General features: G+C 62.4%; 13 protein-coding genes and 1 tRNA gene. All 14 read right to left on the bottom strand.

Translation table 11 applies throughout. The features are described from left to right. Positions 1-116 precede the first annotated feature (116 nt). Complete coding sequence (locus tag BM338_RS13615) at positions 117-527, bottom strand: GtrA family protein (protein ID WP_090451511.1); 411 nt, start codon at positions 525-527, stop codon at positions 117-119. Then, positions 524-1537: an S-methyl-5-thioribose-1-phosphate isomerase gene (gene mtnA / locus BM338_RS13610; RefSeq protein ID WP_090452536.1), complete on the bottom strand. Its 1014-nt coding sequence runs from the start codon at positions 1535-1537 to the stop codon at positions 524-526. Before mtnA ends, BM338_RS13615 begins: the two co-directional genes overlap by 4 nt. 97 nt (positions 1538-1634) lie before the next feature. Continuing rightward, positions 1635-1826, bottom strand: coding sequence for a PspC domain-containing protein (locus tag BM338_RS13605; protein WP_090451509.1), 192 nt, complete (start codon positions 1824-1826; stop codon positions 1635-1637). Positions 1827-1846: 20 nt separating this feature from the next. Then, positions 1847-2914 carry a class III poly(R)-hydroxyalkanoic acid synthase subunit PhaC gene (locus BM338_RS13600; RefSeq protein WP_090451507.1) on the bottom strand — a complete coding sequence of 356 codons (1068 nt, stop codon included), beginning with the start codon at positions 2912-2914 and terminating at the stop codon, positions 1847-1849. Between the two features lie 8 nt (positions 2915-2922). Next, positions 2923-3963 (bottom strand): poly(R)-hydroxyalkanoic acid synthase subunit PhaE, encoded by a 1041-nt coding sequence (locus BM338_RS13595; protein WP_090451505.1) that lies wholly within the window; start codon positions 3961-3963, stop codon positions 2923-2925. A 127-nt stretch (positions 3964-4090) separates the two neighbouring features. Beyond that, entirely contained in the window at positions 4091-6196 is a 2106-nt protein-coding gene (gene pnp / locus BM338_RS13590) for a polyribonucleotide nucleotidyltransferase (RefSeq protein WP_090451503.1), read from the bottom strand. An 82-nt stretch (positions 6197-6278) separates the two neighbouring features. After that, positions 6279-6548, bottom strand: a complete 270-nt coding sequence (gene rpsO / locus BM338_RS13585) for a 30S ribosomal protein S15 (RefSeq protein ID WP_090451501.1) — start codon at positions 6546-6548, stop codon at positions 6279-6281. A gap of 155 nt (positions 6549-6703) precedes the next feature. Next, positions 6704-7642: a tRNA pseudouridine(55) synthase TruB gene (gene truB / locus BM338_RS13580; protein ID WP_090451498.1), complete on the bottom strand. Its 939-nt coding sequence runs from the start codon at positions 7640-7642 to the stop codon at positions 6704-6706. After that, positions 7642-8022, bottom strand: a complete 381-nt coding sequence (gene rbfA / locus BM338_RS13575) for a 30S ribosome-binding factor RbfA (RefSeq protein ID WP_090451496.1) — start codon at positions 8020-8022, stop codon at positions 7642-7644. The genes truB and rbfA overlap by 1 nt, the downstream gene beginning before the upstream one ends. A gap of 160 nt (positions 8023-8182) precedes the next feature. Further along, positions 8183-11008, bottom strand: coding sequence for a translation initiation factor IF-2 (gene infB, locus BM338_RS13570; protein WP_090451494.1), 2826 nt, complete (start codon positions 11006-11008; stop codon positions 8183-8185). A 129-nt stretch (positions 11009-11137) separates the two neighbouring features. Next, positions 11138-12643 (bottom strand): transcription termination factor NusA, encoded by a 1506-nt coding sequence (gene nusA, locus BM338_RS13565; RefSeq protein ID WP_090451492.1) that lies wholly within the window; start codon positions 12641-12643, stop codon positions 11138-11140. A gap of 47 nt (positions 12644-12690) precedes the next feature. Continuing rightward, positions 12691-13206 (bottom strand): ribosome maturation factor RimP, encoded by a 516-nt coding sequence (gene rimP, locus BM338_RS13560; protein WP_090451490.1) that lies wholly within the window; start codon positions 13204-13206, stop codon positions 12691-12693. Between the two features lie 217 nt (positions 13207-13423). After that, positions 13424-13500 (bottom strand) — tRNA-Met (locus tag BM338_RS13555). A 123-nt stretch (positions 13501-13623) separates the two neighbouring features. Continuing rightward, positions 13624-15063, bottom strand: a complete 1440-nt coding sequence (gene nuoN, locus BM338_RS13550) for an NADH-quinone oxidoreductase subunit NuoN (RefSeq protein WP_090452534.1) — start codon at positions 15061-15063, stop codon at positions 13624-13626. Positions 15064-15067 lie beyond the last annotated feature (4 nt).

Genomic DNA, 15067 nt, shown 5'->3' with positions numbered 1-15067 from the left:
AAAAAGGTCGCAACACACGCGCTTTAGTCGCGTGCGCAAACGACCCGCAGACAACGCCCGGAGTGTAACACGAACGACGTCAAAACGACAGTATTTATTTCAGTAAAATCAAAGGCTTAAACGGTGCTTTTGGAGCCTTTGAAAAGCACCCCGCGCGCTGTCGAAAAATTGACCAGCGCAGCCACCAGCGAGCCCACCGCCACGGCGATCGCCGGCCAGGGCCGCAACTGCGGAAAGACCATCAACATCAAGGCGTAGGCGGCGTAATTGATCAGCGCGCCCGCGGTCATCAACCCCATCCAGTGCAACCATTCCACGAGCAGCGAGCGACCGCTCTGGCGGTGCGCAAAGGTGTACTGCCGGTTCCACCACCACGTAGCCGTTGCCGCCAAGAGGAACGAAACGATGCGCGCCAGATAAGGGTTCCAGCCAGCCAGACCAACCAGCGCCTGTACAACGCCGGCATCGACCACCAGGCCGATGACGCCGCCTACAAAGAACAGGCCAGCCTCGCGCTGCAGCTTCATGACCCGAACAGCGCCTGCATAGCTAGGCTGGTTGGATGCTCGATCACGCCGCGTTCGGTGACAATGGCGTCAATCAATTCCGCCGGCGTCACGTCGAACACCGGATTCCAGGCTTCAGCCCCTTCCACCACTGTGCGCTGTCCGGCGACGGCCAGCAGCTCGGTGGGATCGCGCAACTCGATCTCGATATCCTCGCCCGATGCCGTCGCCATGTCGACCGTGGACGACGGCGCCACCACCATGAACTTCACGCCGTGATGGCGGGCGGCGATGGCGAGCTGATAGGTGCCGATCTTGTTGGCGGTATCGCCATTCGCGGCGATGCGGTCCGCCCCCACGATCACCCATTGCACGGTGCCCGAGCGCATCAAATGAGAAGCTGCGGAGTCGGCGATCAGCTTGGCCGGAATGCCATCGCGTACCAGCTCCCACATGGTGAGGCGGGCGCCCTGCTGCCACGGGCGCGTTTCGCCCGCGTAGACCTGATCGATGCGGCCGGCGCTGACACCGGCGCGGATCACGCCCAAGGCGGTACCAAAACCGGCCGTAGCGAGGGAGCCCGTATTGCAGTGGGTCAGCACGCCCGAGTGCGGTGCGATCAAACCGGCGCCCAGTTCGCCCATGTGTCGGTTGGCGGCCAGATCCTCGTCCTGGATCGCCTGCGCTTCGCGCTCCAGTGCCGCCGCATCGGCGCCGGCAGCGATACGCACTTTCATGCGATCCAGCGCCCACATCAGATTCACCGCGGTCGGTCGCGCGGCGCGCAACTGGGCCAGCGCCTGCTCCAGCGAAGCACCCTGCTTTGCCGCCAGCACCACGCCCCATGCAGCCGCGATACCGATCGCGGGCGCGCCGCGCACGGCCAGATCACGGATGGCCTGGGTCACTTGCCCGGCGTCACGGCAATCGATCCAGCGCTCCTCGCGCGGCAACAGGCGCTGATCAAGCAGGCGCAGGTGATCACCCTGCCATTGCACCGCGCGGATGCGGTCGTAACGGTCGTAGTCCATGGTCATGCGGGTCATTCACTCGTACAAAAAACAAAGGCCTGCGGAGTGCAATGTCCGCAGGCGGCTGGATGCAGCGTATCGCCGGACGAAGATGCTTTCAGGTCGCTTCCGGCATCACCAGCCACAGGATGATATAGAGCAAGATACCGGAGCCGCCAAGCAGGGTCAGGATGATCCACGCCACGCGCACGATGGTGGGGTCCCAGCCGTAATGCTCGGCGATACCACCACATACCCCGGCCAGCATGCGCTGGCTGCTGGAACGGCACAGTCGTTTCTCGTTGCTCATGCAGACTCCGCTGATGAATGTCAATCGCGCGACCGCAACCACTGATGGATGGCCGGCGGCACTTCGCGCTGGGCGCGGCCGGATACATAGATGCCGATATGCCCGCCCTTGAAAGCCAGCTGGGTGTAATCGGTAGTACCGACGTGCTTGCCCAGCACCCGCGAGGCGTCCGGCGGCACCAGATGATCCTGCTCGGCAAAAATGTTCAGCACCGGCTGGGTCACCATGCCCAGATCCACCGGCTTACCGCCGATGGTGAGCGTGCCCTTCACCAGCTTGTTGCCCTGGTAGAAGTCTTTGATGAATTCACGGAACGCTTCACCCGCCTGATCCGGTGAATCGAAAATCCAGCGCTCCATGCGCAGAAAATTCTCCAGCTCCTTCCGGTTGTCGAAGATGTCGACCAAGCTTATGTATTTCTGCTGATTGAGCCGTACCGGTTTGAGTGTGAGGTAAACCCAGTTCATCAGCTCAGCTGGAATGTTGCCCAGCGTGTCGACGAACAGATCCACGTCCAGACCCTGCACCCAGTGCGAGAGCATGTTGTCCGGCGTGTGGAAATCCACCGGTGTCACCATGGTGATCAGGTTCTTTACCTTTTCCGGATGCATCGCCGTGTAGCACAGCGAGAACGCGCCGCCCTGGCAGATGCCAAGCAGATTGATGGCTTCCAGACTATGGCGCTCGCGCACCACATCAACGCAGCGATCGAGATAGCCGTTGAGATAATCGTCCAGCGTCAGCCAGCGGTCGGCGCCATCCGGATAACCCCAGTCGATCAGATACACATCCTCGCCCTGCTCCAGCAGATTGCGCACCAGCGAGCGATCGGCCTGCAGGTCGGTCATCCACACCGTATTGACCAGTGCATAGACGATCAGCAGTGGCGTCTTGGAGGTCGGCTTGCCCGTACCCTTGAAATGCCAGATGGTGAGTTTGTCTTCGCGATAGACGACTTCGCGCGGCGTATTGGCGTAGTCCGGCTCATGCAGGCCGCGCAGGCTTTCCATACCAGCGGCGAGTTTGCGCTGGAAAGCAGTGATTTCGCCGAGGACCTTGGCCGGATCGATGCGTAGAGGCGTAAACATGAGAGTCCTTACTTGCGCTTGCGCGTGGTGCTACGTGCCGCGGGTCCGGTGGTGGCGCGACGGGCTGAGGCGGACTTGCGGACGCGGGCCGCATCCACATCCAGCGGCGCGGAGGCTGTTTTCTTTACCGCTACGGTCGCGGCAGCGGAACGGTCAGCCAGCTTACGCTTGAGCGCCGCCACTTCGGCACGCAAAGTGGTGACTTCATCGTTCGCGACAATCGGCGCAGTGGCATTGGCGCGCATCTCGCGCCGTAATTCTTGCAGGCGCTTGCCCAAGGCGGAGACCTCGCTACGAGTGGGCATGCCCAATTCGCGGCAAAGCGCTTCTAGCTGCTGTTGCTGCAATTGACGCACCTGCATCTGCGCGTTGACCATCGCGCCATAGGCTTCGCGGAATTCATCGGAGAGCGCGATCTCCGCATATGCCTCTTCGGCGGCATCCACCCACAGATCGTAAAGCGCCTTGAGCGATTCGACCTGCCGGCCCGGCTCCATGTGTTGCGCGAGTTTTGCCTGCAACTGCTCGAACCCTTGCGCATTGGCACGCAGGATCAGCGTTTGATAGTGCGCAGAGGTTTCCGTGTATGCGCGCATCGCCTCAGCAAGCGCCTGCTGCTGCATTTGCCGCTCTCGCGTATAGCCAAACGCAGGCATTTCACCGAAGCCTGGCAGATCACCAAAACCATGCGGCTGCATGGCTTGCAGCCAGGCTTGCCACTGTTGTGTGAAACCCTGCGCTGCTGCGTTATCGATGCCAGCGAAGGCCTGCGCGAATGGCTGGCTACCGCCAGTGAACAGATTACGCAGCGATTGCTGCCAATCCTCTTGCGCCTGTCCGACGATGCCACTGGTGGCGGCCGCCTGCAGCCAATCGGCATAACCCTTCAAACCGCCCAAGGCGCGTGACAGCAAGTCGTCGGCCGGCGAGGAGGCCACGGGTCTGAATGAATTCGGCGCACCTCCCTGCAGCGATTGCATCCAGCCGTCCCAGGATTGCTGTGCCCATGCCTGGTATTGCTTCATGAAATCAGTGCCGTGGTCGCTCATGCCTGCATCCTCGTCTTGCGCTCGGACATCCTAGCAAAAGCATGCGTGGATGAGTCCCGCACACGCACAAACGCAAAAGCCCGGCGCAAGCCGGGCTTTTGCTTGAAACAAGACCTTGTGCAAGCGATCAGACGCTGGCGCCCTCGTCCTCGGTCACGGCCTTCATGGACAGGCGGATACGGCCCTGCTTGTCCACTTCGAGCACCTTGACCTTGACGATATCGCCTTCCTTCAGCTTGTCGGAGACCTTCTCCACGCGCTCGCTGGAGATCTGCGAGACGTGAACCAGGCCGTCCTTGCCCGGCATGATGGTGACGAACGCACCGAAGTCCATCAGCTTGGCGACCTTGCCCTCGTAGATGCGGCCCGGCTCGACGTCGGAGACGATCTGCTCGATGCGCGCCTTGGCCGCATTGGCCGCCTCGCGATTCACCGAAGCGATGACCACAGTGCCGTCGTCGCTGATGTCGATGGTGGTGCCAGTCTCTTCGGTGATCGAGCGGATGGTGGCGCCGCCCTTACCGATGACTTCGCGGATCTTGTCCGGATGGATCTTGATGGTGAGCAGTCGCGGGGCGTACTCGCTCATCTCCGAACGCGGCGTGCTGATGACCTTGGCCATCTCGCCCAGGATGTGCAGACGACCACGCTTGGCCTGCTCCAGCGCCACCTTCATGATCTCTTCGGTGATGCCGTCGATCTTGATGTCCATCTGCAGCGCGGAGATACCGTCGGCGCTACCGGCCACCTTGAAGTCCATGTCGCCGAGGTGATCTTCGTCGCCCAGGATGTCGGACAGCACGACGAAGTCGTCGCCTTCCTTCACCAGGCCCATGGCAATACCGGCCACCGGCGACTTGAGCGGTACACCGGCGTCCATCATGGCCAGCGAGGAACCGCAGACCGAAGCCATCGACGAGGAGCCGTTCGACTCGGTGATCTCGGAGACCACGCGCAGCACATACGGAAATTCTTCGATGCTCGGCTTGACGGCCTGCACGCCGCGTTTGGCGAGACGGCCGTGACCGATCTCGCGACGCTTCGGCGCACCGAAGCGACCGGCTTCGCCCACCGAGAAGGGCGGGAAGTTGTAGTGGAACAGGAACGGATCCTTCGATTCGCCTTCCGGCGCGTCGATGATCTGCGCATCACGCGTAGTGCCCAGCGTGGCCACGACCAGCGCCTGCGTCTCGCCGCGGGTGAACAAGGCCGAGCCATGGGTACGCGGCAACACGCCGACACGCACAGAGATCGCGCGCACGTCGTCCAGCTTGCGGCCGTCGATACGGATCTTGGTCTTCAGCACGCTGTCGCGCATGGTGCGGTATTCGAGTTCGGCAAATTCCTTCGCCAGCTCGGCCGTCGGCCAGGCCTTCTCTTCAGCCTGCGACTTGAGCGACTCCAGCACGTCCGACTTGATCGCAGCGATCGCGTCGCGGCGCTGCAGCTTGTCGCGGACCTGGAACGCCTCTTCCAGCTTGTTGCCGACGGCGCCCTTGACGGCGGCGACCAGCACCTCGTCACGCGACGGCGGCTGCCAGTCCCACGACGGCTTGGCGGCTTCGGTGGCCAGCTCGGCAATTGCGCGGATGGCCGACTGCATCTGCTGGTGACCGAACACCACGGCGCCCAGCATCACTTCTTCGCTGAGCAGCTTGGCTTCGGACTCGACCATCAACACCGCATTGGAGGTACCGGCGACGACCAGATCCAGCTCGGAGGTCTTCAGCTCGGTGACGCTCGGGTTGAGCAGGTACTTGCCGTTGGCGTAGCCAACGCGGGCAGCGCCGACCGGACCCTTGAACGGGATACCAGCCAGGCTCAAGGCAGCGGAAGCGCCGAGCAGCGCCGGGATGTCGCCGTCAACCTCGGGGTTGAGCGAAATCACCTGGGCGATGACCTGCACTTCGTTCTTAAACTCTTCCGGGAACAGCGGGCGCACCGGACGATCGATCAGACGCGAAGTCAGCGTCTCCTTCTCGGTCGGACGGCCTTCGCGCTTGAAGAAGCCGCCCGGGATACGGCCGGCGGAGTAGAACTTTTCCACGTAGTCGACGGTGAGCGGGAAGAAGTCCTGCCCCTCGCGCGGCTTGGCGGCTGCCACAGCGGTGACCAGCACCACGGTGCCACCCATGCTGACCATGACCGCACCGGATGCCTGCCGGGCGATTTCGCCCGTCTCCAGTGTGACTTCGTAATTACCGTACTGGAATGACTTGGTTACTTTCGCCACTGTCTTTTCCTGAATTTGGAAGTGCGGCCGTAATTGGCCGCTTTTTGACGTTTGCGTTCAATGAAGAACGCAAAAGCAACCCTTAACGGCGTAGGCCGAGGCGTTCGATCAGGGCCTGATAACGGGCCTGGTCATTCTTCTTCAGATAACCCAGCAGGCTCTTGCGCTGATTGACCAGCTTGAGCAGGCCGCGGCGGGAATGGTGATCCTGCTTGTGGGTCTTGAAATGGTCGGTCAGGTGCTCGATGCGGGCCGACAGCAAGGCCACCTGGACTTCCGGCGAACCGGTGTCGTTCGGCACGCGGCCGAAATCAGCAATGATCTTGCCGGTCTGTTCTGCAGTGAGGGACATGAGTATCTCTTCCTTAAAAACGGGAGCGAAGCTTGCGCAACGTCACCGGGCGATGACGTTGCGCAAGCTTCGTCTGGATGAATGAAAGCTCTGAAACAAGCGGTGTATTGTAGCGAGCCGGAGCGCACTACAACAAGACCATGACAATCACGCCGTTAGCCCATCTTTGGCGTGTCAGGCACGGCGGAAGGCAGATTGAAGCCACGCTGGATGCGCAACTTCCCCTCGCCATCGATTTCGCACAGGGCCAGCGGACGACCGTCGAGGGCAAAGGCGGCATATCGCCCCGCCACTACCCCGGGAAGCTGAATCTGGCGTCCCTGTGAGACACCGAGACTCTGGGCGTCGTCCAGATGCAGGGCCGACCAGTCGGCCAGACCGGCCGCCAAGGGCAGCACCAGGGCATCCATGGCCGGATCGCCCTGCTCCGCAGCCTGCTGCAGCTGCTCCAGGGTGACCATGACCGGCTCGCGGAAGGGTTCGACCCACAGGCGGCGCAGTGACGTCAGGTGCGCTCCGCAGTCAAGGCTCTCGCCCAGGTCGACCGCTAGGCTCCGCACGTAAGTGCCGGAACCGCACTCCACATGAAGGCGCAGGCTGTCCGGCGTACGCGAAAGCATGTCCAGCCGATAAACCTCGACCTCACGCGGCGGCACCTGTACCGACTCGCCGCGGCGGGCCTTCACATAGAGCGGCTCGCCATCCTGCTTGAGTGCGGAATACACCGGCGGCACCTGAACGATGCGCCCGCGCAGTCTGGCCAGCGCAGCCTCAATGGTTGCGTCATCCAATGGTGGCACCGGACGCTCATGCAACACCTCACCCTCGAGATCGGCGGTGGTGGTGGTCGCACCCAGTCGGCATTCGGCGACATAAGCCTTGCGCGAGCCGAGCAGGTTGCCAGCGATCTTGGTCGCCTCACCGAAGCAGAGCGGCAGCAAGCCGGTAGCGAGCGGATCGAGGGCACCGGTATGGCCGCCCTTTTCGGCCCGAAGCAGGCGGCGAGCCGCCTGCAAAGCCTGGTTGGAACTGAGACCCAACGGCTTGTCCAGCAACAGGATGCCGTGCAGGTCGCGGAAGCGGATACGGCCCATCAGTTCTCGTCGCTTTCCTCGCGAGGCGCAAGATCGCGCGCCTGCTCTCGCAGCAAGGTGTCGATGCGCTCGCCCTTGTCCACCGAGTCGTCGTACTTGAAGCGCAGCTCCGGCACGCGGCGAAGGCGCATGCTGCGCGACAGCGAGCGGCGGAATTCGCCAGCCAGTTCATTCAGCGCTTTCACCGCCATGACGGATTGGTCAGGCAGCAAGGCCGTGACCCACACCGAGGCCCAATCCAGATCGCGGGTAACTTCCACGTCCGACACGCTGACGGACGGCAGACCATGGTCGCGCACGGCAGCATGGACCAGCAGGCCGATCTCGCGGCGCAGCTCGGCGCCGACGCGGTCGGTACGTTTGAAATCGCGTGAGGGCATGGGGAACTCCTCGACCCATCGGGCCAAAGGGCGAGCAGCGAGGGCGCCTGCATCGCGGACTACAACAAGCGGAAAAGCCCGGACCAGCTTGCCGTCCGGGCTTTCCATGATCGTGGATGCGGGATTTTCGCGCCCTCGCTACTCATCCCTCATCCCGGTGTTACAGCGTGCGAGCCACCTCGATGCGCTCGAAGCATTCGATCTGATCGCCGACCTTGACGTCGTTGTACTGCTTCACGGCGATACCGCATTCCATGCCGTTGCGCACTTCGTCGACCAGATCCTTGAAGCGGCGCAGCGATTCCAGTTCGCCCTGGAAGACCACCGTGTTGTCGCGCAGCACTCGGATCGGCTTGCTGCGCTTGACCGTGCCTTCCACCACCATGCAGCCGGCGACCGCGCCAAACTTGGAGCTGCGGAACACTTCGCGCACCTGGGCCACGCCGATGATCTCTTCGCGCACTTCCTTGCCGAGAAGACCGGAGGCCGCCTGCTTCACCTGGTCGATCACGTCATAGATGATCGAGAAGTAGCGCACGTCGAGGCCGGCGGTATCGATCACCTTGCGGGCCGAAGCGTCAGCACGCACGTTGAAGCCGATGACCAACGCCTTGGACGCCGCAGCGAGGGTCGCATCGGACTCAGTGATGCCGCCGACGCCGGCCGCGATCACATTGACCTTCACGTTCTCGTTGCCGATCTGGCTCAGCGACTCGCGCAAAGCCTGCACCGAACCTTGCACGTCGGCCTTGACCAGAATGTTGAGCGTTTGCTGCTCAGCCCCCTGACTCATCAGAGCCATGATGTCCTCAAGGCGGTTGGCCTTGCTGACCATGCGCGTTTCGCGACGCTTAAGCTGACGCTCGGCAGCCACTTCGCGAGCCAGTCGCTCGTCGGCAACCACCACGAAGTCGTCACCCGATTCCGGCACGCCCGACAAACCAAGTACCTGCACCGGAATCGACGGGCCAGCTTCCTGTACGGTCTTGCCGTTTTCGTCGACCAGTGCACGCATACGGCCGTACTCGATGCCGCAAACGACAAAGTCGCCGCGCTTGAGCGTGCCCTGCTGCACCAGCACCGTAGCCACCGGGCCGCGACCGCGATCCAGGCTGGATTCGATCACCACGCCGGAAGCGGGGCCGTCTTCGACCGCCGTCAGCTCCATCACTTCGGCCTGCACCGAAATGGCTTCGAGTAAGTCGTCGATGCCCATGCCGGTCTTGGCCGATACCGGTACGAACGGCGTGTCGCCACCCCACTCTTCCGGAATAACTTCAAGAACGCCTAGGCCCTGCTTGACGTGGTCCGGATTGGCGTCCGACTTGTCCATTTTGTTAACCGCCACAATCAGCGGCACCTTGGCGGCGCGTGCATGCTGCACGGCTTCCGCCGTCTGCGGCATCACACCGTCGTCAGCGGCGACTACCAGCACTACGATGTCGGTCGATTGCGCACCACGGGCACGCATCGAGGTAAACGCAGCATGGCCCGGGGTGTCGAGGAAGGTAATCACGCCCTTCGGCGTTTCCACATGATAGGCACCGATGTGCTGGGTGATGCCACCCGCTTCGCCCGAGGCGACCTTGGTGCGACGGATGTAGTCCAGTAGCGAGGTCTTGCCGTGGTCGACGTGGCCCATGATGGTGACCACTGGCGGACGCGGCTTCTTCTCGCCTTCCAGCTCAGCGTTCTGTGTATGTGCGGCGAGCGCAGCCTCGGCGTTGTCATTGCTGACAGCAACGGCCGTATGGCCCAGCTCCTCAACCACCAGCACCGCAGTGTCATGGTCGATGGTCTGGTTAATGGTGGCCATCACGCCCATCTTGAAGAGCGCCTTGACCACCTCTGAGCCCTTGACCGCCATTTTCTGGGCCAATTCGGCAACCACGTTGGCGTCACCCACCATGACTTCACGCACGACCGGCGCGGTCGGACGGGAGAAGCCATGCGCACCGCCGGCGGAGGCACTCGAGCCACCACGCACAGCGTCACGCTGACCGCCCCTGCCGGGCTTGCCGCGCTTGTTGGAGCGACGTGCGCGATCGGCGTCGGACAAGTGCAGTTCGCCTGCGGCGAAACGCTTGCCACCCGGGCCTTCGTCACGATCGCGGCCGCCAAAGCGCGGCGGCTTGTTGCGGTTCGCATCTGCCGACGCAGCAGGGGCCGCTGTAGCAGCAGCGGCTGGCGCTGGGGCGGCCGGTGCCGGTGCAGGTGCCGGCGCTGCAGCGGGCGGAGCTACTACCAGCTTTTCGCGGCGGCGCGGCTCGTGAATGCGCGGCAGGATCATGCCGAGCGCTTTAGGATCGATTTTCTGGACAGTCTGCTGAACTGGTGCGGCCTTTTCGCGTGGCGCGACCACTTCAACTTCGGCAACATTTTTAACCACCGCCGACGCTTCCTGTGTGGGCTCAACCACTGTAGCTTCCGCTTCGGCCCGGGCCGCTGCATCGGCCTCAGCCTGCAGGCGACGCTGCTCAGCCTCCGCCTGCTTGCGCTGCTCGGCCTCGACGCGTTGCTGCGCCTCGTCCTGGCGGCGGCGCTCGGTCTCGAGGCGCTCGTTTTCTTCATGCTCGCGCTGCTGCTGGGATTCCTGCAGCTTGCGCACGGCGTCTTCGCGCTCGACATCCGAGCCGGCTTCTTCGGCAATGACGCTGCGCTTCACGTAGGTGCGCTTGGCGCGCACTTCCACGTTCACTGTCTTTGCGCCGGTTGCGCCACGCGCACCCGGCGTGGCCACTTTCAGCTCGCTGACCTTGCGGCGCTTGAGCGTGATCTGGCGTGGCGCGCTGTCATCAGCCTCGGCCGTTTCTTCGCTTTTGCCATGGGTACGGCGCAGAAAGCCGAGCAGCTTCACCTTTTCGGTGCTGCTGATGACCTGCTCCGGATCGGAGAATTTCATGCCAGCCTCGGCCAGCTGCCCGAGGAGCTTGTCCACCGGCATGCCAAGTACCTTGGCGAGTTGTTTGATCGTTACGTCCGACATCGTGTTCTTTCTCCGCCGTTCCCGCGCTTATCGTCTGTGCGGTTGAACCTGCACAGCTACCTCCATCCCTGGTGGAAGACCCCGCAAGGTCCTCCTCGGCGCGCCCATCCAGGGCGCTACCGCCCGCGGTTAGCCACCCTTCTCCAGTCGCGCGATCATCGGCGCACGTGCGGCCATGATCAGTGCCTTGGCACGATCTTCATCCATGCCTTCAATATCGATCACATCGTCGATGGCCTGGTCGGCCAGATCGTCCACCGTCACCACGCCGCGCGAGGCGAGCGCATAGGCAGTGGACTCGTCCATACCCGGCAGCTCGAGCAGCTCTTCCGACGGCTGATGCTCGTCGATACCCTCTTCCACGGCCAAAGCCTCGGTGAGCAGCGCGTCGCGGGCACGGGCGCGCAGTTCTTCGACGATGTCCTCGTCGAAGCCCTCGACAGCCAACAGCTCGGCGCTGGGCACGTAGGCGATTTCTTCGACGCTGGAGAAGCCTTCCTGCACCAGGATGTTGGCGATCTCCTGATCCACTTCGAGCTTGTCCATGAACAGCTGACGCGCGGTTTCCTGCTCGGCCTCGCTCTTGGCGGTGACCTGGTCCTGCGTCATCACGTTGAGCTGCCAGCCAGTGAGCTTGCTGGCGAGGCGCACGTTCTGACCGCCGCGGCCGATGGCCTGGGACAGTTTGTCCTCCGCCACAGCGATGTCCATGGAGTGCTTCTCTTCGTCCATGATGATGGACTGCACTTCCGCCGGCGCCATCGCATTGATCACATACTGGGCCTGGTTCTCATGCCACAGGATGATGTCCACGCGCTCGCCGTTGAGCTCGTTCGACACTGCCTGCACGCGCGAACCACGCATGCCGATGCAAGCACCGATAGGATCGGTGCGGCTGTCGTGGGCCACCACAGCGATCTTGGCTCGGTCGCCCGGATCGCGGGCGCAGCCCTTGATTTCGACCAGACCCTGGCCGACTTCCGGCACCTCGAGCTTGAACAGCTCGATCATGAATTCCGGCGCCGCGCGCGACACAAACAGCTGCGGACCACGGACTTCGGAGCGCACCTCAAACAGGTAACCACGTACACGGTCGCCGACGCGGGCCGACTCGCGCGGGATGGTCTTGTCACGAGGAATGAAGGCCTCGGCGTTGCTGCCCAGATCCAGGTAGACGTTGCCGCGCTCAACGCGCTTGACGATGCCGGTAATCAGCTCGCCCACGCGATCCTTGAACGCGTCCACCACCTGCTGGCGCTCGGCTTCGCGCACGCGCTGCACGATGACCTGCTTGGCAGCCTGGGCAGCGATACGGCCGAACTCGGCGTTTTCGATCTGCTGCTCGATGTACTCGCCCACTTGCGAGTCATCGCGCTCATCCAGCGCATCCATCAGGCGCAGCTGGCGGAACGGGGATTCCATCTCGCCGTCGTCGGCAATCACTTCCCAGCGACGGAAGGTTTCGTATTCGCCGCTATGACGGTCGATGGAGACGCGGATATCCGGATCTTCGTCCGGATAGCGCTTCTTCGCCGCCGAGGCCAGCGCGGCCTCCATCGCCAGGAAGATCACTTCGCGCGGCACACCCTTCTCGTTGGCAACCGCGTCGACGACTAGCAGTAGTTCTTTGCTCATTGCAGCAACTCCGTAGACGCCGTCCGGCGCCCGATCGCTCAGATAAATTATTTCGTGGCCTTCTTGACCGGCTTCTTGCCCGGCTTGGGCTGCGGCACATAACCGAGCGCTGCCCAATCCGGCACTACACGCGCGCTTTCCACCGCATCGTGTTCAAACTCAAACATCTTCCCCTCGGCCTCCAGCGAGATACGCTCGCCTTCCACCGCAACCACTTTGCCGCGCAAACGACGACGACCTTCGATCGGCGCCTTCAGCAGCACCTTCACTTCCTGGCCGCTGACCTTGGCGAACTGGGCCGCCGTGAACAAGGGGCGATCCACTCCTGGGGAGGAAACCTCAAGCAGGTAATGCCCTGGAATCGGATCTTCCACGTCGAGCATGGCCGACAGTTCGCGACTGGCCGCCTCGCAATCGTCGAGGGTCACCTCGCGACCATCCACGTCCAGGTAAACACGCAGGGTACTCTGCCCTTGCGATGGGGAGAACTCCACGCCGATGCATTCCAGGCCTAGATCAGCCAGAACCTCAGTGAAGCGTTGTGCCAGTGCCTGTGTATCCATAAGTCCGTCTACCGTCGCCAGAAACAAAAAATGGGCTCAAGCGGCCCATTCCATGCTCTCTTCCGAGAGCGTCCTCGCCGATGTCCCGACCCCTCCAGGCTCTTCCCGGCAGAGCGCCACAGCAACCAGTATCAAGCGTTGTGTGACGATCGTGCGACGCATCCTTGCGCCCAACAAAAAAGCCTCACGAGGAGGCTTTCTTGTTCTAAGAAAGATCTGGTAGCGGGGGCAGGATTCGAACCTGCGACCTTCGGGTTATGAGCCCGACGAGCTGCCAGACTGCTCCACCCCGCATCAGAGTTTGAAAAGTTTAACGATATGGCCGATTTCTTGCAAGCGTTATCGTGAAATTTCTAAGACTATTTTTGAAGAAGTGATGACAAATCCTGTGGTGGCGGTAAAAAACCGCCACACGGATCAGCCCGGGAACACGCTGCGGCACCAGCCCAGCAGCGGGCCCCACGCAAAACCCAGCACCAGCAGACTCAGCGCATTGAGGGACAGCACTACACGCACCGATGGATCCTGCTGCATCTTCAGCTCGGCGCCCTCGTTCGGCTGGTCGAAGTACATCACCTTGACCACGCGCAGGTAGTAGTACAGGCCGATGATGGCGAATACCGCACCCACGATGGCCAGCCACAACATGCCGGCATGGATGGCGGCCTGGAGCACCAGCAGCTTGGCGAAGAAGCCGAACAGCGGCGGCACACCAGCCAGCGAGAACATCACCAGCATCATCAGAAACGCCATCCACGGCGAACGCTGGTTGAGGCCCTTGAGATCGTCGATCTCTTCGCACTCGAAGCCGGCACGAGCCAGCGCCAGGATCACGCCGAAGGCGGCGGTGCCCATCAGCGCATAACTGATCGCATAGAACAGCGCCGAGGCGTAACCCTCCGGACCGGCATTGACCAGGCCGAGCAGCAGGTAGCCCATGTGCGAGATGGTCGAATACGCCAGCAGGCGCTTCAGGTTGGTCTGCACGATGGCAACCAAGTTACCGATCGCCAGCGACAGCACCGCCAGCACCGCCAGCATCTGCTGCCAATGCTGCGACAGGTCACCCAGACCCGACTCCAGCAGGCGGTAAGCCATGCCGAACGCAGCCAGCTTCGGTGCGGAACCGATGAAGATGGTCACCGCCGTCGGCGAGCCCTGGTACACGTCCGGAATCCACATGTGGAACGGCGCCGCGCCGAGCTTGAAACCGATACCCACGATCATGAAGATCAGGCCGAACAGCAGCAGGTTCGGCATGCCGGTATGGGCCGCTGCCGTATGCAGACTGGCCAGATCCAGCGTAGCGGTGGCGCCGTAGACCATCGACATGCCGTACAGCAGCATGCCCGAGGCCAGCGCACCCAGCACGAAGTACTTGATCGCTGCTTCCGACGACAGCGGCGAATCGCGATTCAGGGCAACCAACGCGTACGAAGACAGCGTCAGCAACTCAAGACCCAAATACACGGTAACCAGGCTGCCGGCAGACACCAGCAACATGATGCCGATCACCGCAAAGATCGTCAGCGTGTAGAACTCACCGATGAAAAGCTTGCGATCGATCAGGTACGGGCGCGCGTAGATGAAGACCAGTGCCGTGCAGAGCAGCGCGAAGACCTTAAGAATCTCCGCCACACCATCGCGCACGAACATGCCACCGAAAGCCACTACCGGTTGCGGCGGCTGCCCCGCCACCACCAGATAAATACCGACCAGCAGCACCGCCACTGAGAGCCAATGCAGCACACCGCGCTGCTCCGGCTTCATGAAAGCATCCAGCAACAGCAGAAGGCACGCCGCCACTACCAGGTACAACTCTGGCAGCATGATCAGAATGTCATTGATATTCGGCATGGTC

This window comes from Dyella sp. OK004 (genome assembly GCF_900114495.1).
Lineage (GTDB): Bacteria > Pseudomonadota > Gammaproteobacteria > Xanthomonadales > Rhodanobacteraceae > Dyella_D.
This window is presented reverse-complemented; position numbering and strand designations above follow the sequence as displayed.